The organism is Arthrobacter oryzae (genome assembly GCF_037911235.1).
GTDB classification, from domain to species: Bacteria; Actinomycetota; Actinomycetes; order Actinomycetales; family Micrococcaceae; genus Arthrobacter; species Arthrobacter oryzae_E.
The window spans coordinates 52337-70781 of sequence record NZ_JBBLYW010000065.1 but is presented as its reverse complement, the minus strand read 5'-3'; the positions used below and the strand labels follow the sequence as shown (position 1 = coordinate 70781).

General features: G+C 65.2%; 20 protein-coding genes and 1 tRNA gene. 11 read left to right on the top strand and 10 right to left on the bottom strand.

Features of this window, described 5'->3' with window-relative positions:
• Positions 1–168 precede the first annotated feature (168 nt).
• A complete protein-coding gene (locus WMN78_RS17270; protein WP_305941092.1) occupies positions 169–1074 on the top strand; it encodes a PAC2 family protein in 906 nt (301 codons plus the stop codon).
• 10 nt (positions 1075–1084) lie between these two features.
• Here the strand turns inward: WMN78_RS17270 and mshC are convergent, their stop codons facing one another.
• Both mshC and WMN78_RS17260 read right to left on the bottom strand, forming a co-directional pair.
• Positions 1085–2362 (bottom strand): cysteine--1-D-myo-inosityl 2-amino-2-deoxy-alpha-D-glucopyranoside ligase, encoded by a 1278-nt coding sequence (gene mshC / locus WMN78_RS17265; RefSeq protein WP_340534964.1) that lies wholly within the window; start codon positions 2360–2362, stop codon positions 1085–1087.
• 15 nt (positions 2363–2377) lie between these two features.
• Complete coding sequence (locus tag WMN78_RS17260; protein ID WP_340534963.1) at positions 2378–3211, bottom strand: undecaprenyl-diphosphate phosphatase; 834 nt, start codon at positions 3209–3211, stop codon at positions 2378–2380.
• Positions 3212–3263: 52 nt separating this feature from the next.
• On the opposite strand from WMN78_RS17260, the gene WMN78_RS17255 reads away from it, so the two are divergent.
• On the top strand, positions 3264–4199 hold the full coding sequence (locus tag WMN78_RS17255) for an aldo/keto reductase (RefSeq protein ID WP_340534961.1): 936 nt from the start codon (positions 3264–3266) through the stop codon (positions 4197–4199).
• A 27-nt stretch (positions 4200–4226) separates the two neighbouring features.
• Here the strand turns inward: WMN78_RS17255 and WMN78_RS17250 are convergent, their stop codons facing one another.
• Positions 4227–4493 carry a hypothetical protein gene (locus WMN78_RS17250; RefSeq protein WP_340534960.1) on the bottom strand — a complete coding sequence of 89 codons (267 nt, stop codon included), beginning with the start codon at positions 4491–4493 and terminating at the stop codon, positions 4227–4229.
• A gap of 39 nt (positions 4494–4532) precedes the next feature.
• Here WMN78_RS17250 and WMN78_RS17245 point away from each other — a divergent pair, with 39 nt between their 5' ends.
• On the top strand, positions 4533–4766 hold the full coding sequence (locus tag WMN78_RS17245) for a DUF5703 family protein (RefSeq protein ID WP_340534959.1): 234 nt from the start codon (positions 4533–4535) through the stop codon (positions 4764–4766).
• 34 nt (positions 4767–4800) lie between these two features.
• Here the strand turns inward: WMN78_RS17245 and WMN78_RS17240 are convergent, their stop codons facing one another.
• Both WMN78_RS17240 and WMN78_RS17235 read right to left on the bottom strand, forming a co-directional pair.
• Positions 4801–5964 carry an acyl-CoA dehydrogenase family protein gene (locus tag WMN78_RS17240; RefSeq protein ID WP_340534958.1) on the bottom strand — a complete coding sequence of 388 codons (1164 nt, stop codon included), beginning with the start codon at positions 5962–5964 and terminating at the stop codon, positions 4801–4803.
• A gap of 46 nt (positions 5965–6010) precedes the next feature.
• Positions 6011–7315, bottom strand: coding sequence for a M20/M25/M40 family metallo-hydrolase (locus tag WMN78_RS17235; protein ID WP_340534957.1), 1305 nt, complete (start codon positions 7313–7315; stop codon positions 6011–6013).
• Between the two features lie 165 nt (positions 7316–7480).
• Between WMN78_RS17235 and WMN78_RS17230 the strand changes: the two genes are divergently transcribed.
• Positions 7481–7563: transfer RNA gene (locus tag WMN78_RS17230), tRNA-Leu, on the top strand.
• A gap of 70 nt (positions 7564–7633) precedes the next feature.
• On the opposite strand, the gene WMN78_RS17225 is transcribed toward WMN78_RS17230, so the two are convergent.
• From WMN78_RS17225 to WMN78_RS17215, 3 genes are all read right to left on the bottom strand, one after another.
• Positions 7634–8368 carry a Pr6Pr family membrane protein gene (locus WMN78_RS17225; RefSeq protein ID WP_340534956.1) on the bottom strand — a complete coding sequence of 245 codons (735 nt, stop codon included), beginning with the start codon at positions 8366–8368 and terminating at the stop codon, positions 7634–7636.
• A gap of 77 nt (positions 8369–8445) precedes the next feature.
• Positions 8446–9150 (bottom strand): HNH endonuclease family protein, encoded by a 705-nt coding sequence (locus tag WMN78_RS17220; RefSeq protein ID WP_340534955.1) that lies wholly within the window; start codon positions 9148–9150, stop codon positions 8446–8448.
• 63 nt (positions 9151–9213) lie between these two features.
• The gene (locus WMN78_RS17215) at positions 9214–9717 is read right to left on the bottom strand and encodes a hypothetical protein (protein WP_340534954.1); all 504 of its coding nucleotides are present in this window, start codon (positions 9715–9717) and stop codon (positions 9214–9216) included.
• Between the two features lie 112 nt (positions 9718–9829).
• Here WMN78_RS17215 and WMN78_RS17210 point away from each other — a divergent pair, with 112 nt between their 5' ends.
• The 5 genes from WMN78_RS17210 to WMN78_RS17190 all read left to right on the top strand — a co-directional run bounded on the left by WMN78_RS17210 (position 9830) and on the right by WMN78_RS17190 (position 14443).
• Positions 9830–10306, top strand: a complete 477-nt coding sequence (locus WMN78_RS17210) for a hypothetical protein (protein ID WP_340534952.1) — start codon at positions 9830–9832, stop codon at positions 10304–10306.
• Positions 10303–10494 (top strand): hypothetical protein, encoded by a 192-nt coding sequence (locus tag WMN78_RS17205; RefSeq protein ID WP_340534951.1) that lies wholly within the window; start codon positions 10303–10305, stop codon positions 10492–10494. The genes WMN78_RS17210 and WMN78_RS17205 overlap by 4 nt, the downstream gene beginning before the upstream one ends.
• A gap of 475 nt (positions 10495–10969) precedes the next feature.
• Positions 10970–12271 carry a class I SAM-dependent methyltransferase gene (locus tag WMN78_RS17200; RefSeq protein WP_340534949.1) on the top strand — a complete coding sequence of 434 codons (1302 nt, stop codon included), beginning with the start codon at positions 10970–10972 and terminating at the stop codon, positions 12269–12271.
• A 42-nt stretch (positions 12272–12313) separates the two neighbouring features.
• Positions 12314–13510, top strand: a complete 1197-nt coding sequence (lhgO, locus tag WMN78_RS17195) for an L-2-hydroxyglutarate oxidase (RefSeq protein WP_340534948.1) — start codon at positions 12314–12316, stop codon at positions 13508–13510.
• A gap of 30 nt (positions 13511–13540) precedes the next feature.
• A complete protein-coding gene (locus tag WMN78_RS17190) occupies positions 13541–14443 on the top strand; it encodes an HNH endonuclease (RefSeq protein WP_340534947.1) in 903 nt (300 codons plus the stop codon).
• A 16-nt stretch (positions 14444–14459) separates the two neighbouring features.
• Here WMN78_RS17190 and malQ read toward each other — a convergent pair whose 3' ends face one another.
• Together malQ and WMN78_RS17180 are read right to left on the bottom strand one after the other, a co-directional pair.
• Positions 14460–16613, bottom strand: a complete 2154-nt coding sequence (gene malQ, locus WMN78_RS17185; protein ID WP_340534946.1) for a 4-alpha-glucanotransferase — start codon at positions 16611–16613, stop codon at positions 14460–14462.
• Positions 16614–16622: 9 nt separating this feature from the next.
• Positions 16623–17147 carry a hemerythrin domain-containing protein gene (locus WMN78_RS17180; protein ID WP_340534945.1) on the bottom strand — a complete coding sequence of 175 codons (525 nt, stop codon included), beginning with the start codon at positions 17145–17147 and terminating at the stop codon, positions 16623–16625.
• A 169-nt stretch (positions 17148–17316) separates the two neighbouring features.
• Between WMN78_RS17180 and WMN78_RS17175 the strand changes: the two genes are divergently transcribed.
• Positions 17317–17694, top strand: a complete 378-nt coding sequence (locus WMN78_RS17175) for a TraR/DksA family transcriptional regulator (RefSeq protein ID WP_340534944.1) — start codon at positions 17317–17319, stop codon at positions 17692–17694.
• Positions 17691–18440: a M50 family metallopeptidase gene (locus tag WMN78_RS17170; protein WP_340534943.1), complete on the top strand. Its 750-nt coding sequence runs from the start codon at positions 17691–17693 to the stop codon at positions 18438–18440. The genes WMN78_RS17175 and WMN78_RS17170 overlap by 4 nt, the downstream gene beginning before the upstream one ends.
• Positions 18441–18445 lie beyond the last annotated feature (5 nt).

The window sequence follows — 18445 nt, the reverse complement described above, 5'->3', positions numbered from 1 at the left end:
CGCAGCCCTGCAGTACGCCCTTGGCGAATATCCTGCAGGATGCCGTGGTCTTCCCGCAGTTCAGCTGCGGTCTGGCCGCCGTTTTGCCGGGGTCCGGCTGCGGCGCGGCCAAGATTACTGGCACTTCATTTCATGCACCCGACGGGGTCTTGGACGTAGGGTGAAGAAATGAATAGCTTCGAGGGAGACACCAGCGAACCGGGTGCCACGCCCGAGCCGGAGCGGCTGCTGCAGCCCGTGCCCGAAGGTCAGCGCATCACAGTGATGCTCGCCGCTTTTGAAGGCTGGAACGATGCCGGTGAAGCGGCGAGCGATGCTCTTCGGTACCTGAACAAATTGTGGGGCGGCAAGAAAGTGGCCTCGATTGACGCAGACGAATACTACGATTTCCAGTTCACCAGGCCCACCATCCGCCGAACCTCGTCCGGGGAGCGCAAAATCAAATGGCCGTCCACGCGGATCTACAAGGCCAGCGCCCCGGACGCGAATGTCGATGTGATCTTTGTCCAGGGTACGGAGCCGTCGTATAAGTGGCGGGCGTACACGGCTGAGCTGCTGGTCCATGCCGAAGCCCTGCACGTGGACTACGTCATCCTTGTGGGGGCCCTGCTCGCGGACGTGCCCCACAGCCGGCCCATCCCGGTGAGCACGTCGACGGACGACAGCGCCCTGCGGGAACGCATGAACCTTGAGGCTTCACAGTATGAGGGCCCGGTCGGAATCGTCGGCGTGCTTTCGGAAGTGGCACTGCTGGCGGGCTTGCCTACAGTGTCCCTCTGGGCGGCCGTCCCGCACTACGTCGCCCAGGCTCCGTCGCCCAAGGCCCAGCTTGCCCTTCTTCACCGGATTGAGGAGTTGCTCCAGGTGCCGCTCGACACGCACGAACTCGCGGAAGAAGCGGATGCGTGGGAGCGCGGCGTGGACGAACTGGCCACCGAGGACCCCGAAATTGCAGCCTATGTGCGGCAGCTGGAAGAAGCCAAAGACACCGCCGACCTTCCGGAAGCGAGCGGGGAGTCGATTGCCCGCGAATTCGAGCGGTACCTCAAGCGGCGCGGCAAGGACAAGCAGTAGTGCCGGAAGTCTAGACCTCGACGCCGAGCAGCGCGTTGACGGCGTCGCTGACCAGGGCCTGGTCCATGGGAGAGCCGGCTCCGCCGCGGGCGCGCGCGTCGGCGGCCCAGCGGTCCACGGCCGCCAGGGCGGCGGGTGCGTTGAGGTCGTTCGCGAGGCCGTCCCGCATCTCGGCGATAAGGGCCGCGGCCGACCCTTCCGGGGCCATGGACAGGGCGCTGCGCCACTCGGCAAGCCTGGCTTTGGCTTCGGCGAAGCCGGCTTCCGTCCAGGACCAGTCACTGCGGTAGTGGTGGGCGAGGATTGCCAGGCGGATGGCGGCGGGTTCCTCGCCGGCAGCCCGAAGTTTGGAGACGAGCACCAGGTTTCCCTTGGATTTGCTCATTTTTTCGCCGTCGAGTCCCACCATTCCGGCGTGGGCGAAGTGCCGTGCCAGGGGAACGCCCGCCAGCGAATATGCGTGGCCGGCGCCCATCTCGTGGTGCGGGAAGATAAGGTCCGATCCCCCGCCCTGGACGGTGAACGGCGCGGGCAGGTACTTCTGGGCAATGACCGTGCACTCAATGTGCCAGCCTGGCCGCCCCTCCCCCAGTTCGCCCCCAGGCCAGCTGGGTTCACCCTCGCGGGCCACGCGCCAAAGCAGCGGATCCAGGGCTTGCCGCTTGCCGCCGCGGCCCGGATCGCCGCCGCGTTCCGCGAAGAGTTCCAGCATTTCGGTTTCAGAGAGTCCGGAGACCGATCCCAGGGTCCAGGCTCCGGCGTCGGCTGACCGCTTGCTGGCGGCCTCGACGTCGTAGTAGACGTCCCCGTCAGGTTCACCGGCAGTGCCTGCGACGCGATAGGCGAGGCCCAGGTGCAGGAGCCGTTCGATCGGGGGAACGATGTCAGGAATGGATTCGACCGCTCCGACGTAGTGGTCCGGCGCCAGGACGTTCAGGGCGGCCATGTCGGTCTGGAAGAGTTCAATCTGGCTTGCAGCGAGCTCGCGCCAGTCGACGCCTGTGGCAGTTGCCCGCTCGAGGAGGGGATCATCGACGTCGGTCACGTTCTGGACGTACGCAACGCGCTGGCCACCGTCCCGCCATGCGCGATTAAGCAGGTCGAAGGCGACATAGCTTGCCGCGTGCCCCATGTGGGTTGCGTCATAAGGGGTGATTCCGCAGACATAAAGCGACTGTTCGCCCGTGGCCTCAAGGGTGCTGTAGGCCCTCTCGGCGGTGTCGAAAATCCGAACGGCGGGCATGCGGCCGGGGAGCTGAGGTACAGGGCGGGAGATCCAGGATTTCACAGGCCAAGCCTAGTGCTAGGCGCTGATGACATTGAAACCGAGCAGCAAATACAGCGCCAGGCCGAGGAAGATGCGGTACCAGACGAACAGCCGGTAGCTGCGTGTGGAGACGAATTTCAGGAACCAGCCGATGATGACGTAGCCGACGACGAGGGCAATCACGGTGGCCAGGGCTGTTTCCGGCAAGCCGTAGGGGCCTGTGATCCCTTCCTTGGATACCACTTTGTATAGCTGGTAGAGGCCGCTGCCGAACACTGCCGGAATGGCCAGGAGGAACGAATACCGGGCCGCTGCCTCGCGGGTGTATCCCATCAGCAGGCCGGCCGTAATGGTTCCGCCGGACCGCGACACACCCGGGATGAGTGCCATGGCCTGAGCGAAACCATAGAGGATGCCGTGCTTATACGTCAGCTTCGTCAGGTCGCGCTCCTGGCGGCCCACCGCGTCAGCGACGGCGAGGATCAGGCCGAAGGCGATGAGCATGGTGGCCACGATCCAGAGGCTGCGGAGTACGGACTCAATCTGGTCCTGGAAGATCAGGCCGAGGACGATGATCGGGAGGCTGCCCAGAATCACCAGCCAGCCCATGCGGGCATCCGGGTCGTCGGACGGCACGCGCCGCGTCAAGGAGCCGAACCAGGCCTTAACGATCCGGACGATGTCCCGCCAGAAATAGATGATCACCGCGGTCTCGGTTCCGAGCTGGGTGATGGCGGTAAACGCTGCTCCCGGGTCCGCTGCATGGGGAAGGAACGAACCGACGATGCGCAGGTGGGCGCTTGAGGAAATCGGGAGGAATTCGGTCAGCCCTTGGACAAGACCCAGCAGGGCCGCTTCAAACCAGTTCACGTTTATAGACCCTACGTCATGGAGCATGGTGAATCCCCGTAAGCTAACTGCTATGCAGCAGCGTTATGTCGGCAACAGTGGGTTGCGCGTGTCCTCACTCTCCCTTGGAACCATGTCATGGGCACGGGAGACGGATGAGCAGGATGCCTCCGAACTGCTGCGTTCGTTCGTTGACGCCGGCGGGACCGTGATCGATACTGCCGCCTCGTACGCCGATGGCCAGGCAGAGGCCCTCCTGGGCTCAATGCTCGGTGACGTTGTCTCCCGCTCTGAAGTGGTGATATCCACCAAAGCCGGAGTGTCGACGTCGGACGGCCGGAGGAGCGTCGATACCTCCCGCAACGGCATGCTATCCGGGCTGGATGCGAGCCTGGCCCGGCTGGGCACCGATTACGTCGACATCTGGTTTGCGCAGGCATGGGATGCCAACGTCCCTCTGGAGGAGACGTTGTCAGCCCTTGAGTTTGCGGTGCGCACAGGCCGCGCCCGGTATGCCGGAGTATCAAATTTCAGCGGCTGGCAAACGGCAAAGGCCGCGGCGGTGGCCGGTTTCCCGCTGGTGGCCAGCCAGTCGGAATACTCGTTGCTGCAGCGGAAACCCGAGTCCGAGCTCATTCCGGCCATCGAGGACGCCGGCCTGGGCCTGTTTGCCTGGGCGCCGCTGGGCCGCGGGGTCCTCACCGGGAAGTACCGGGGGCACATACCGGCGGAATCGCGGGCGGCGCAGAAGAGGCTGGCCGGCTACGTGGAGCCCTATCTGGAGGAGCCAGCGTCCAGGATCGTGGAAGCGGTCGCGATGGCCGCGCGGGGACTCGGCCGCTCCCCCATCGATGTTGCCCTGAGCTGGCTGCTGTCACAGCATGGCGTGGCTACCGCGATTGTGGGTGCCAGGTCCCCCGTGCAACTGAAAGAGATCCTGAATTCTCAGCTGACCCACGTGCCTGCGGAAATTGCGCGGGCGCTGGAAGACGTCTCAACGGTGGAGTAGCAGTTTGGATCCTGTTGACCCGGTGACTTAGTCGTCGACGATTTCCAGCTCTTCGTCTTCTTCGGCATCCTGGTCATCGTCGTCGTCTTCCACGTCGTCAATGACCTCCAGGGGAGTCACCTCGCCATATGCCTCGTAGAGGGAATCGTCATAAACTTCGAAGGCATCGGCTACGGCAAAGAAGGCCGCTTCGACCGTTGGGTCCCCTTCGCCCCGCCGGGCGGAGGCTGCGATCAGGTGTTCTTCAAGGGCTGTGGTCAGGGACTGAAGCGCGACACGCGGATCGATGCTCATGACTTCACGTTAGCCGGAAAAAGACGAAAATGGAGAGCAATGAAAGAACATTTTCTGAGCAGTTCAGTCCATCGGGAGCGGGACTACGCGAGGCAGTACGAGTACCTTGTACTGACGGTCAGCCCTGAGGATTCGCTGCCGGAGGCCCGCCGGCGCCTCGTCGAACATTCCGAATACGGCAAGTGGGAACTGGAGCGCAGCGTCCTCTATCTGGGCGGCGGGCGGCGCTTCTGGCTCCGCCGGAAGGTCATCCAGGTCCAGCGGACTGTCTAGGTCATCTGCCCGGTGCACCGTTCAGTACAGCCGCCTACGGCGTCTCCAGCTTCCCCAGCCAGGCGTTGGCCACGGTGTTGTGCGCTGATTCGTCGTCCGAGGGGTGGAACATGCCGGCCAGCACGTCACGGTAGAGCCGTTCCAGCTCAGATCCCCGGAAGTAGCTGGATCCGCCGGACACCCGGATTGCCAGATCCACCACCGTGCGCGCGGTTTCCGTGGCCCGGACCTTGAGGCCTACAAGCCTGGGAAACCACTGGCTGCCGTGGTCCACTACCCCGTCAACGTCACGCGACAGCTCTGCAAGCTGCGGATACAGAGCATCCATCGCCATGGCCGCCTCTGCCACCTTCCACCGGATGTCGGGGTCCTGGGCGTAGCTGCGCCCCTCATTCTTGAAGGACGTCCGCCGCTTCACGGCTTCAACGCCCAGGGCGAGAGCCCGTTCGCCGATGCCCGTGTAGACAGCCGCGAGCAGCGTCTCGAAGCAGGCGAAAATGGCAAAGATCAGCGGGTCCGCGTTCGGTCCCACCGGAAGTTTTCGGAAGATCCGGTCGGCCGGCACCATGGCGCCGTTCAGCACCGTGGTGTTTGACTGGCTGGCCCTCATGCCGAGGGTGTCCCAATCGTCAAGGATGTCGTAGCCAGATGCGTCCCTGCCGAGGAAGCCGTGGACCAGTTCCCCCTCGCCGCCCCGGGCAGAACCGTCTTTGCCGAAGATGCCGAGCCTGGTCCACGCCGGGGAAAGGCTGGTGAAAATCTTTCGCCCGGTGAAGCTGTAGCTGCCGTCCGCATGCGGCGTGGCAACGGTCTGTGAATCGAAAAGCACCGAGTCGTTGCCGGCCTCCGAGTTGCCGAACGCGAAGATCTCTCCCTGCGCGGCCTCCCGAAGGACAAAATCGAGCGAGGAATCGCCGCGGGCGGCCAGGACATGCGCGACGCCGGTCCAGACCAGGTGCATGTTGATGGCCAGTGCGGTGGCCGGCGCCGCCGTCGCAAGCCTCCTTTGCAGCTGGGCTGCCGCTGCTAGCCCGAGGCCCAGCCCGCCGTCGGCCGCCGGCACAAAGATCTTGAGGTAACCCGCTGCGGCGAGTTCCTCCAGATCCTCAGTGAAGAATGCGTTCTCCCGGTCGTAACCGGCGGCACGGCCACGGATGCGCTCCAGCAATGGCTCGGTAAGGATCTGGTCAGGAGTCATGGGCCGCCTTTCCGGGGCGTCTCGGGTCATTCGGGAGCGTGCGGGATCAGTAGGTGGTCAGGAGCCTATCCAGGACCCTGGCGCCGAACTTGAGGGATTCGGCGGGCACACGCTCGTCCACGCCGTGGAACATGCCCGTGAAGTCCAGTTCATCGGGAAGCTGCAGCGGGGCGAAGCCGTACCCGGTGATGCCCAGCCGGCTGAGGGATTTGTTGTCCGTCCCGCCGGACAGCGTGTAGGGCAGGACCTTGGCGCCGGGGTCCTCGGCGTGCAGGGCGTCGATCATGGAATCCACCAGGTTCCCGGCAAACGGCACTTCCAATGAGACGTCGTTGTGGACGTAGGAAACTTCGACGCCGGTGCCGGCGAGTTCCTTCACGATCTCGAGCACCTGCTGTTCCTGGCCGGGAAGTGTCCGGCAGTCCACCAGGGCCTCAGCAGACTCGGGAATGACGTTGTGCTTGTACCCGCCTTTGAGGAGCGTGGGGTTGGTGGTGTTCTGCAGGGTGGCTCCCACGAACCGGGCCACGGTCCCGAGTTCCTTGAGGAGCTTTTCCGGATCGTCCGGATCGAATTCCACGCCCGTGAGTTCCGTCACGCCGTCGAGGAACTGCCGGGTGGTGGGTGTCAGCTCCACCGGCCACCTGTATTCACCGATGCGGGATACCGCGCTGGCAAGGCGCGTGACGGCGTTGTCCGTATTGATCTGCGAACCGTGGCCCGCACGGCCGTGGGCCACCAGCCGCAACCAGGACAGGCCCTTTTCCGCGGTCTGCAGGAGGTAGGTCCGTTGGCCGCCGATGGTTGCGGAGAAGCCGCCGACTTCAGAGATTGCCTCCGTGGCGCCGTCGAAAAGTTCCCGGCGGTTTTCGACGGCGTAACGGGCGCCGTAGGTGCCGCCCGCTTCCTCGTCGGCGAAGAAAGCGAAGATCAGGTCGCGCTTGGGCTTGCGTCCGGTCCGGGCGAAATTCCGCATCACTGAAAGGATCATGGCGTCCATGTCCTTCATGTCCACGGCTCCGCGGCCCCAGATCAGACCGTCCTTCAACTCTGCGCCGAAGGGGTCGACTGACCACTGTTCCCGGAGTGCCGGCACCACGTCCAGATGCCCGTGGACAACGAGGGCGCTTGCCGACGGGTCCTCTCCGGCGATCCGGGTTACGACATTGGCACGGCCGGGCGCCGATTCGAAGATCTCAGCCTCCAACCCCACTTCGGCGATGAGTCCGGCGGTGTATTCCGCAGCAGCCCGCTCCCCCGGACCTGTTCCGTCGCCGTAGTTCGAAGTGTCGATCCGGATCAGTTCCTGGCAGATCCTGACGACTTCATCCTCGGGGCGTACTTCAGTCATGTTTCACTCCTCGTGGGGGCGGCTTGATTGCTGGTTTCAGCCTACCCACAAGGCCCCCGCTACCCCCGATTATTTGTTTCCCGAAAAGTCGTGCTAGAGTCTTTCTCGCTGCTTCGGAGAAATCCAAAACGCTGAAAGGCGGAAACGATCTCCGAATTACCACCTGCGCGGGTGGCGGAATGGCAGACGCGCTAGCTTGAGGTGCTAGTCCTCGAAAGGGGGTGGGGGTTCAAGTCCCCCTCCGCGCACAAGGGAAAACCCCAGGAATCCACGGATTCCTGGGGTTTTTTTCTGTCTCCACCCACGCTTCCGCGCATCTCACGGCACCGTCCGGGACGCCGCATGGGGTTCCTTTCCGAGATCGCGGGCCAGGCCCACCCGGGCATTGCCGGCCAGGTGCACGAGAACCCCTGCTATGAGGAACGCGGCGAGCACCTGGGCGCTCGTGGTGATCACCGCCGGCCAGCCGCCGTCGAGCCTCGGGTCGAGGAAGTCGTAGGGATACCAGCCATCGAGGGCGCCGCGCACCCACGAGAAGATCAGGAAAGAGACTGGGTAGCAAAGCCAGAGGAGGGGCCGCTGCCACGGGCCACGGACGGTGCGGGTGACGAGTAGCCAATCGAGCACCGCGACCACCGGTGCGATGCGGTGCGTGATCATCCACGGCCAGTACATGTCCAGCGTCCACCACGGCTCCCCGGGCGGGGCCACGAGCACCACGTAGATAATGCCCGTCATCACCAGGTAGAACGCGAGGGCCCCGAAGAGGTGATCCCACCACTGGGGCAGCCGCGCCCGCGGTCGCGCGGCCGACACAAGCAGCACGAGCCCGAGGACGAGGTTCGACTGGAACGTGAACTGCGAGATGAGCTGGGGGATGTCGACGGAGTTGCCCGGCTGCGTCGCGTCGTAGAACTCCTGGGCGAGAGCGGCGAGCATGGCAAGTCCGGCCCCGCCGCGGACCAGGCGGATCCAGAGACGGTCCGGATGTAGCGCCCGGTTGGCGCCCACGTTGCGTTCGACCGGGGGAATCAGCGTCAGCACAGCACTCATTGCACCAGTGTGGTGCTGCGGGGGGACGATCCCCAGAGCCAAAAGTACCGGTGATGGAAAGGGACCATCGCCCGGGATTACGTGCAGGCGGCCAGGATGCCTTGGATCGCGTCATGCTCGGGCTGGGTGACCCATAGCTTGTACTTTGCCTTCACCGCGGTCATCCGGGCCGTATATTCGCACCTGAAGGCCTTGTTCGGCGGCAGCCAGGTGGCGGCGTCACGGTCGCCCTTTGCCGAGTTCGCCGCGCCGTCGGCGGCCATGAGGTTCAGGGGATCGTTGGCGAATTGCCTCCGCTGCTCGACGCTGAACTGCTGGGCGCCGGTCTGCCAGGCAAGTGACAGCGGAATGATGTGGTCTATCTGTACCGCTGAGCTGGAATCGGCACCGCGGACGAACCGTATGGTCGTGCCCGTGTACTTGTCCGCCAGTGTGCCGGTTGCCACAACGCAGTCGCGGGTGCCGGGTTTGAATGTCTCGCCGGTCAGGTCCCGGGCCAGGATGTCGTTACGTGTGTCACATCCGTTTCGGTCCACGTCAGCCCAGGCCGGGCCAAACTGGTCGCGGCTATAACCCGTCTTCGGTGCGCGCCCCTTCACCGGAATGTTGCCAAGCTGGGCGATTGCAGCAGCAACCTCCTGCGGGTTTATTGCCGGCTGTGCGGCCGGCTGTTCTGCACCAGGGACCGGTGCTGCGCTTCGGAGGGTTTTGGCAATGGCAGTTCCGGCGGATGCTGCTGCGTCACAGCCGGACAGTCCTCCCAGCAAAAGTACGGCGGTCACAAGGGTCAATGCTTTGGTACTGCGGTGTGGAATCGTCTTGTCTTTCTTGATGCGGGCTTCAGCTCAGGCTGCTGGCGTCGTACGGGTGCCGTAAAGGTAGGCGAGATCATTGAGCGTCTGGAGGGTCAGCTCCTGTGCTTGTGCCATTGAGGCTTTGCCGCCAAGCGTCCCGAGGTACTCAAGCTGCAGCCGGCCGCGGACGCCGTCGGCTTTTGACCGGAGGTCGGCAAGCGCCAGAAGCGCAAAGGCAAGGTGTCGCCGCTCCCCCCACAGGCCGGCCCTCAGGGCCAGCCAGAACAGGCCGTCCAACTCCAGCCCGGCCGGAGCCTTGGCCTTCCCAACGTAAACCTCCCCCGCCAGGCCGGATCTTGACGTCACCCACCGGTAACCGACCGGCTGAATGCGCCCTTTCCCGGATCGGTAAGTTGCCGAAACGGCCAAGAGCGACTGCCCGTTGTCCGCTTCCTTTTGGCTCACCGTGATGTCGCTCAGCCGCTCTTGGCGGCAGGCAGCAATGAACGCCTGCACGTCCCTGTCCCACAGGCGGTCGGTTAGCCGGTTCTCCATGTCATGCACCCCCAAACCAACGGTACCGGCCAATGGCTTACCGGATCAGGAGACTCGCTGTCGCGGCTCACCAAATACCCGTCCCGCCGGGGGCAAGGCCTAGTCTGGTTCTGTGAAGTTGTTGTTTCCGGCCCCTTTTGAAGCTGCCCTTTCGGCCCCTGCCGAGTGGTGGCAGATCGTGGCCGCGCTGGGTCCATTGGCGGTGCTGGCGGGAGCCGTTCTCGCCGCCTTCATTGGGTGGCGGACACTGCGGCAAAAAGCCGTGGCGGACGCCCAGGCGCTGAGGCAAAGAACGCGGGCTGACGACCGCGCCGAATGGTGGAAGCGCACGCAGTGGGCTCTGGACAAAGCCTTGGAGGAACACGAGGATGCCAAGGCCATTGGCCTCGCGTCCCTTGCGGTCCTGGCTCGGAGCGACCTCGCGCGTGAAGAGGAGCTTGAGTTGCTGGACATTGCGTGGCAATCCGTGGCGGAGGCCAACGGCGATGGCGGCCCATGGGATGAGGACGTCGACGCCGTGGACTCAGGGGAACCAATCGGCGACAATGGAACCACGAGCACGAACCGAACGGAGGAGGGCAGGCCATGAGCACCAGCACACCGGAACAGAAGAAATCCCGGACGCCCCGTCACGTGTCCGCGCCGCGGGACAGGCAGTTGACCCCTTCCGAGCACAGGGTCCAGGTTGCCGCAGCAAAGCTGCGTGTGGCCCTCGACGAACGCTTGGGACGCTCCACTCCGGCCGAGACCAAGGCGCTCTCCAAGGAAGATTTGTAGAGAAGAGAAGACAGAGAAGAGAAGGTCCCGCAATGCGGGGCCTTCTCTTCTCTGTCCAGGATTCCTAAACCTTTTCGGCGGTGCGGTCCACCACTGGCTCTGAACCCGCGAACTTCCGTTCCCGGCGCGGGAAAGCCCAGAACTTGAAGTCCTTCATCTCCACACGCGGTTCCGGCTGCTTCTCAGGTTTCCGCGATTCCTCTTTCCTGGTGTCCCTCTGGAAATCCCTGTTATACGGATAGCACATCACTGACCTCCTCATAGTGAATGCCCTTTAATCCTCCTCCCAATCTGCACGCCGGTCGACCGCTTTTTCGCGCGGCGGCTCCGGGAGTGTCGTTAGGCCCAAGACACCGGCGGGGGTTGCACCATAGATTGAACAATTACAGGTGCGGGAGGGCGCATGCAGCACTCCCGCAGCCATGACATGAGGACCGGCAGGCAGCAGTTTCAGGGTGGAATGAGAGGCATGCACATGGCGAAGACAACAGGTGCGGCACCACGGCTGGCCGAAGCGCTGGCCATAGTCCTGGGCACCGAAGGGATCCCGCTGCGGCTGCGCGCCTGGGATGGCTCCGAGGCGGGCCCGGACGGCGCGCCGGTGGTCGAATTCCGTTCCCGGCGCGCCCTGCGCCGAATGCTGTGGTCCCCCGGGCAGCTGGGCCTCAGTCGGGCGTATGTCGCCGGGGACATAGACGCACCCGGTGACATTTTCGCCAGCTTCGCCGCCCTGAGCTCGGCCGGGAAGTTCGCCGAGCCCGGGCCGTTTCCCCCGCTATCGGCGAAGGAGACGTGGACGCTGTTCAGGACCGCAGTCCTGACCGGTGCGATCGGTCCGAATCCTGCTCCGCCACCGGAGGAATCCAGGATCCATCGACACGGCAGACGCCACTCGAAGACCCGCGATGCCGCAGCAATCTCGCATCATTACGACGTCGGCAATGACTTCTACGCCCTTGTTCTCGGCCCGTCCATGGTCTACTCCTGCGCTGTCTGGAACGACCAAACGGACGCCGATGACGGGCCGATGAGTCTGGAAGCTGCACAGGAGGCCAAAATCGACCTGGTCTGCCGCAAGCTGGGCCTGCAGCCCGGCATGCGTGTGCTGGACGTCGGCTGCGGCTGGGGAAGTTTCGCCCTCCACGCCGCCCGGCAATTTGGTGTCGAGGTCGTCGGCGTCACCCTTTCCAACGAGCAGGCAGGGCTGGCCCGCAAGCGCGTGGCCGACGCCGGCCTGACCGACCGCGTCGATATCCGGGTTCAGGACTACCGCGACGTGGACGACGGCCCGTTCGATGCGATCAGCTCGATCGGTATGTCCGAGCACGTGGGCCGCGAGCAGATTTCCCGCTACGTCTCCCAGCTCCACGGTCTGCTGCGTCCCGGTGGCAGGCTGCTTAACCACGCGATCTCCTGGAATGCGGGGCCGACGAGTCCGGACCCGGACTCGTTCTTACCCCGCTACGTCTTCCCCGACGGCGAGATGCTCAGCCTCGCCGACATGATCGGTGCGCTGGAGTCCGGCGGCCTGGAAGTGCTCGACGTCGAAGCGCTGCGGCGCCACTACGCCCTCACTCTCCGCGCGTGGGTGCGCAACCTGGAGGAGCGCTGGGAGGAAGCGGTCAGCGCCAGCAGCCCCGGGCGGGCGCGCATCTGGAGGCTCTACATGGCCGCCAGTGCGCTGGGCTTCGAGGATGGCCTGACCGGTGTCAACCAGGTGCTGGTTCAGCGCCCTGGCGGAGCCAAACCGCCGCTGCGGCGGCATGCATGGATCTGAAAGTGCGGTTATCAGCTCGCGGCCGGGCGGATCGTCGAATCAATGACTGAGCGCATAGGCATCATTGGCGGCGGCATCGTCGGAATCGCGATTGCACGCGCCCTCAGCAGCCGCGGACTCGCGGAGGTCACTGTCCTCGAAAAGGAACATCGCGTTGCCACGCACCAGACAGGGCATAACTCCGGGGTGGTGCACGCGGGCCTGTACTACGCCCCGGGTTCGCTGAAAGCCCTGCTGTGCCAGCGCGGCCGGGTGCTGACGCGGGACTACTGCAAGGAGAAGAACCTGCCGTACCGGGAACTCGGCAAACTCGTCGTTGCGGTGACGGACCACGAACTTCCCGCCCTGGCCAACATCGAGAGCCGCTCCATCGCGAACGGGGTGCCCGGGTTGCGCCGCCTGGGTCCAGGCGAGATGCGCGACGTCGAACCGCACGTTGCAGGGGTGGCGGCGCTTCACTCACCCCATACCGCCGCCGTCGACTTTGTTGCCATCACGGAATCCATGGCCGAGGACATCAGGTCCGCAGGCGGACGGATTGTCTTCGGTCAGGAGGCCACCGCCATCGCGTCAGGGCGCGCCGAAGTACGGGTCACCACGCCACAGGCCGAGTTCGTGTTCGATCGCCTGATCGTGTGTGCCGGCCTGCAATCCGATGTGGTCGCCGGGCTTGCCGGTGCTGCCCCGGCGCCTAAAATCCTGCCCTTCCGCGGAGAGTACTGGGGCCTGTCTGCGGCCAAGCAACATCTGGTCCGGGGCATGATCTACCCGGTGCCGGATCCCCGCTTCCCTTTCCTGGGCGTGCACTTCACCCGCGGCGTTTACGACTCCATCCATGTGGGACCGAACGCCGTCCCTGCCCTGGCCCGGGAGGGCTACGGTTGGAACAAGGTGTCCTTCAGGGACACTGCTGCGTCGATCATGTGGCCGGGCGCCTGGGCGCTGGCCAGGAAGCACTGGCTGATGGGCGCCAAGGAAATCGCGGGATCGCTGATCAAACCGCTGTATTTCGAACAGGCACGAAGGTTTGTCCCGGAACTCCGCATGGACGACCTCACAGCAAAGACCGCTTCCGGTGTCCGCGCCCAGGCGTGGTCGCTGGACGGCACCCTCCTCGACGACTTCGTGATCGAGAAGGTGGGACACGTGACGCTCCTGCGCAACGCCCCCTCCCCCGCGGCAACCTCCGCGATGGCGATCGCAGACTATGTGCTCGAGCACCATGTCCTCCGCCGATAAGGCGGCCGACTGCCCTGAAAGAATGGGTACATGACTGCTATCTTCCTGGTGTGGAACCCGGACCGCAGGGATGGCTGGAACTATGCAGCCGTCGTCGAGCATGTGCAGGAAACCGGTCAGTTCCATTGCGAGTGGCACGCCGCCGGAGACGCCGGAGACGCCGGAGTCCCTGCCGGCGCGGACGCGTGGCTGCTGCTGCGGGGAAGGAAAGGGACTGGCCTGCTCGGGCACGGCGCGGTGATCACAGCCGAGCCCTGCAACGTGCCGGCGTCCGCCGCCGGCACGTCATCCTCCCGGCGGATCGTTGCGTTCGACTCCCTGCTGCCCCTCGGCGACCAGCTGGGGCCGGAAATCCTCGGGCGCCTGCTTCCGGAAGTGGGCTGGAACGACGTCCGCGACGGCCAGGGCCTGGAGCCATCCGAGGAGGCCCGGATCCGCGACCTGTGGCGCTTGGAAGGCCCGCCGCCTGTTCCGGAGTCGACGTTGCCGCTGCCCGGGACCTATCCTGCGTGGGCAGTCACCACCGTCGGGATGAACCGGTACGAACGGGATCCGGAGGCGCGGCGTGCCTGCATCGCCCACTTCGGGACCAGTTGTGCCGCCTGCGGCTTTTCTTTCGAGACCGCCTACGGGGACATCGGCAGGGAATTCATCGACGTCCACCACACCGTGCCCGCCTCACTGCTTGTCAGCAACTATCGGCTGGATCCGGTCACGGACCTGATTCCGTTGTGCGCGAACTGCCACGCCATGGCGCACATCGGCGTCAGTACGCCGCGAACGCTTTCGGAGATGCGCCAGGTCCTGGCAGGCGCGGGCTTCCTGAGAGGGCAGACCGTGCGCCCCGAGGAACTGGAGTCGCACGCCGAGGCACTACGGATCCTTGGCCCCGTGAGGGCCGATCCCGGGCATCCGCCGGTTCCCGAACCCTGAACCCGGCAGGAACCACTTAGCCGGACGCCTTCAGCGCTTCCCGGACGACACCCACCAGGGAATTGAACCGGCCGTTGTCGGGCAGGTCATCAAGGAGGACGGGACCATCCGGCCCCGCGAGGGGAATGCGCCAGTTGGGGTGTTCAGCGTCGGTACCGGGCTGGTTCTGCGTCCGGGTTTCGCCGACGGCGTCCACGAGGGCAACGCCCAACATGGAAGACGGCGTCAGGGCGGTGAAGGCGTACAGCGCCTCAACTGTGCGCTGAACGCTTCCGGACGGCTCAGGAAGCAGCCCCCGCTCGCGGACCAGGGCCAGCACGGACTCCTGCTCGGCCGCCGCCTCCGCCCTTTCCTCCTCGACAGGACGCAGGAGCAGGCCCAGCGATTCCCGGAGGGTGACATGCTCCCCGGCGAGATAGCCCGCCGTAGGGGGCAGGTCATGGGTGTTGACACTGGTAAGGCACTGCTGGCGGTATTCCTCGGGCGAAAGCGGACCGGCTTCATTGTGTTCAAACCACAGGATGGAGGTTCCCAGGATGCCGCGCTCCGCCAGGTAGTCGCGGACCCAGGGTTCGAACACGCCAAGGTCTTCTCCGACAACGGTCGCCCCGGCCCGCTGGGCCTCAAGCGCAAGGATGCCGATGAGTGCTTCATGGTCGTAGTACACATACGTGCCCTCGTCCGGACCGGCGCCTTCCGGGATCCACCACAGGCGGAAGAGGCCCAGGATGTGGTCCACGCGGATGCCGCCTGCATGGCGGAGCACCGTCCGGAGCATGTCGCGGTATGGCTTGTACCCTGACGCTGCCAGCCGACCGGGGTGCCAGGGCGGCTGGGTCCAGTTTTGTCCCTGCTGATTGAAGACGTCCGGTGGAGCACCGACGGTAACGCCCTGGGCCAGCTCGCCGCGGAGCATCCAGGCGTCGGCACCGGTTGTCTTGACGCCCACGGCCAGGTCATGCACGACCCCGATGGCCATCCCGCACTCTTTCGCCGCCCGCTGGGCAGTGGCCAGCTGCTCGTCACAGATCCACTGCATCCAGCGGTAGAACTCCAGCCGGTCCGCCTGCATCTTCCGCACGGTCCCGCAGTACGGGGTGTCCGGCGACGACGCCGCTCCGGACCACTCGGGCGCCGTCGGCGAAAGCTGCTCTGCAAGGGTGCACCACAGGGCGAAGTCATCCAGGCCCTTGCCCTCCGCTGCGCAAAAGTTTTCAAACATGCGCGCACGGCCGGGGCTGCGCCGGACCTTGAAGATGAGCTCGAGCGCCTCGAGTTTGGCCTGGTAGCTGGCGTTTCTGTCGAGCAGGCCGTCGGCCGTGTTAGCAGCGTGGAGCGACGCGGCATGGTTCTCGATGGCCGTCCTGGCTGCAGGGTCCAGGTACCCGTACTCCGGAACGTCCTCGACGCGGATATAGAGCGGGTTGAAGAAGCGGCGGGTGGTGGGCAGATAGGGCGAATCTTCGATGGGCGGCCGTGGTTCGCCGGCGTGCAGGGGATTCACCAGGACGAAACCCGCGCCGTCATGTCCCGCAATAGCGGCCAGATCCACCAGATCGGAGAAGTCACCGATGCCCCATGATCGGGAAGAGCGGACCGAATACAGCTGTGCCGTGAGGCCCCAGTGCCGTTCGGTGGCCAGGCGCCGGGTGGTCTCGAGCCTCTCGGGTGTGATGATGAGGGCGCATTCCGCTGTTTCCCCGGCAGCATCGGCGTGCAGGGTGTGCCAGCCCAGGGGCACATCGCCGGAAATGACGAAGGCCGCGCGCCCTTTGAGGATGCCGTCCACGTCGCGCGGCTCCTCCCAATCCTCGCGCTGCCCGGCGTCCACGCGGGTACCGTCCTCAGTCACCGCCCAGACGCTGACGGGCGTTCCATGCGGGACGTACACCGCAACGTGGATTTCGCGCCCTTCCCTGGAAACGACCGACGGCGGGAGCAGGCGCCGCCACGGCTCCAGTTCCGCATCGCTCAGGGCGCTGTGGAGTTCTTCCGTTGTCCCGGACCGGTCCCCCAGCGCCGTCAGCACACTGTGCAGGGTCCGGGCTGCGACGGGGTGTTCCATGCCGTCCCAGCCGCGGAAGGATGTGCTCACGCCGCGGACTGCCGCCAGTTTGCGGAGCAGTTCGTCGGCTATGCCTGTGTGGTCTTGTCCTGTTCCATCCGCCATGGCCTTACTCTATTGCGTCACATGGCCCGTTCCCCGGTGGTGCGCATGTTCTTCGCCTACCAGTTCGTGCAATCCTGCCACGGCTTGGGCCAATGACATTCCGGGCGACGACACCACAAACGGCATGAGGAGCTTGTTCTCTTTGTCCAGGTGCAGGGCAAAGATGCGCTGGATGGCGCCGGCGGCTACGGCGGCGGCCACGCCCCTGGCTCCGCGGAACTCCTCCACCAGTCCTACGATCACTTTGTGCTCCGCGAGCATGCCTTCAACCAGCAGCCGTCCCTCCGCGGAATTCCTGGGACCGCCGTAGAGCGGGCCTTCTTCGGCGAGCGCATGGGGCACCAGCTCGTTCTCGCACCACTCCAGCAGCACCTCGTGCGCATCATGCTCAGCCCCGGTGTCGTGCTTCTCCACGGAACCCGTCAGAACGTCCGTGAGCGCCGTGAGTCGTTTCAGCATGCTGGCGTGGTGCTTCTCTACGGCCGCGAGGGCTTCGGCCTCTGCGGCGGGGTCCTTCTCCGACGGATCGTTCATGGTCCCTCCCGGCTTCATGCGCGCCTACCCGGCGGGCGGACGCTCACCGGGCTGTAAGGCTTCACGCACTTTTACTCTACGGACGGATGGCACGGCGGCAACGGGTCTTTGGGCCCCACTACTGCAGGCTCTTTCGACTCGCTCCCCGGACCGGGCTACCTTGGACACTATGGTCGACGTCGAGAGGTTCAGGATCCTGCTGGAATCGGAGCGCGCCCGGAAGACCCTCCTGCTGCCGGCACTCCGCGCGGATATCACCTCCGCGAACGCCGCGCGGCAAAACTCCAACGTCGACGACGAACACGATCCCGAGGGCGCCACCATCGCCTTCGAGCTCTCCCAGGCTGCCGCCCTGATGCAGCAAAGCAGCGCCACACTCGCGCAGGTTGAGAAGGCGCTGGGCCGGATCGCAGACGGCAGTTATGGCTACTGTGAAATCTGCGGCGAACCTATCGCCGAAGGCCGGCTCGAAGCGCGCCCCTGGACGCCCTATTGCATTGATCATGCCGGCGGCAAGTCAACCCCCAAGCCGGGCGGCAGGGCATGACGGACGTGGCCGGTTCGTTGTGGGAGAGGATCGTTTCGGGATTCTCGTTGTCACCGTCCCCGCAGGTGACGGCCGCCGAACTGTTGATTGTCATAGCCCTTGCCACGGTGTTGTCCCTCCCCCGGGCTTCCTGGCGGTACTTCGGGCTGCTGGCCACCGTCACCCACGAACTCGGCCACGCGTTCGCAGCCCTCATGACCGGTCAGCGGCTCGGGGGCATCAGGCTGAGCCTTGACCACTCCGGGACAACCACCACCTACAGCAGGGGGCGCCTCCCCGCGGTCTGGTCCACGTTCTGGGGCTACCCCGTGCCCGGTGTCGTCGGCGCGGCCATGGTGTGGTCCGGTTTTAACGGCTGGGGCCCGGCGGCGATGTCCGTCGGCACGCTGATCCTGCTGGGCTCTTTCCTGTTCATCCGCAACGCCGTCGGGCTGCTCATCACGGCAGCAGCCGTCCTGGGATCCGCACTCCTGGTGCTCTTCGTCCCGCCCGAGTTCACCGGCCATGCGGTGATTGCGCTGGGCCTGGCGCTGCTTGTGGCCGCGGTCCGTGACCTGGCCAAACTCGCCAACGTGCACTTGCGGCGCCGGGACAGGCTGCCCACGTCAGACGCGCATCTCCTCTACCGGGCCACTTCAGTACCCTCCGTTGTGTGGATTCTGCTCTTCGCGGGCGTCGTTGCCGGCTCCTGGTGGATGGCCTGGCAGCCCATGGCACAGGTGCTCATGGCGGGCATGACCACATAGGGTGG

What these genes read in the sequence shown, in the direction of transcription:
- WMN78_RS17270 (WP_305941092.1), top strand. Translation starts at nt 169, where the DNA reads ATGAATAGCTTCGAGGGAGACACCAGCGAACCGGGTGCCACGCCCGAG.
- WMN78_RS17255 (WP_340534961.1), top strand. Translation starts at nt 3,264, where the DNA reads ATGCAGCAGCGTTATGTCGGCAACAGTGGGTTGCGCGTGTCCTCACTC.
- WMN78_RS17250 (WP_340534960.1), bottom strand. Translation starts at nt 4,493, where the DNA reads ATGAGCATCGATCCGCGTGTCGCGCTTCAGTCCCTGACCACAGCCCTT.
- WMN78_RS17245 (WP_340534959.1), top strand. Translation starts at nt 4,533, where the DNA reads ATGAAAGAACATTTTCTGAGCAGTTCAGTCCATCGGGAGCGGGACTAC.
- WMN78_RS17240 (WP_340534958.1), bottom strand. Translation starts at nt 5,964, where the DNA reads ATGACTCCTGACCAGATCCTTACCGAGCCATTGCTGGAGCGCATCCGT.
- WMN78_RS17235 (WP_340534957.1), bottom strand. Translation starts at nt 7,315, where the DNA reads ATGACTGAAGTACGCCCCGAGGATGAAGTCGTCAGGATCTGCCAGGAA.
- WMN78_RS17225 (WP_340534956.1), bottom strand. Translation starts at nt 8,368, where the DNA reads ATGAGTGCTGTGCTGACGCTGATTCCCCCGGTCGAACGCAACGTGGGC.
- WMN78_RS17215 (WP_340534954.1), bottom strand. Translation starts at nt 9,717, where the DNA reads ATGGAGAACCGGCTAACCGACCGCCTGTGGGACAGGGACGTGCAGGCG.
- WMN78_RS17205 (WP_340534951.1), top strand. Translation starts at nt 10,303, where the DNA reads ATGAGCACCAGCACACCGGAACAGAAGAAATCCCGGACGCCCCGTCAC.
- WMN78_RS17200 (WP_340534949.1), top strand. Translation starts at nt 10,970, where the DNA reads ATGGCGAAGACAACAGGTGCGGCACCACGGCTGGCCGAAGCGCTGGCC.
- lhgO (WP_340534948.1), top strand. Translation starts at nt 12,314, where the DNA reads ATGACTGAGCGCATAGGCATCATTGGCGGCGGCATCGTCGGAATCGCG.
- WMN78_RS17190 (WP_340534947.1), top strand. Translation starts at nt 13,541, where the DNA reads ATGACTGCTATCTTCCTGGTGTGGAACCCGGACCGCAGGGATGGCTGG.
- malQ (WP_340534946.1), bottom strand. Translation starts at nt 16,613, where the DNA reads ATGGCGGATGGAACAGGACAAGACCACACAGGCATAGCCGACGAACTG.
- WMN78_RS17180 (WP_340534945.1), bottom strand. Translation starts at nt 17,147, where the DNA reads ATGAACGATCCGTCGGAGAAGGACCCCGCCGCAGAGGCCGAAGCCCTC.
- WMN78_RS17175 (WP_340534944.1), top strand. Translation starts at nt 17,317, where the DNA reads ATGGTCGACGTCGAGAGGTTCAGGATCCTGCTGGAATCGGAGCGCGCC.
- WMN78_RS17170 (WP_340534943.1), top strand. Translation starts at nt 17,691, where the DNA reads ATGACGGACGTGGCCGGTTCGTTGTGGGAGAGGATCGTTTCGGGATTC.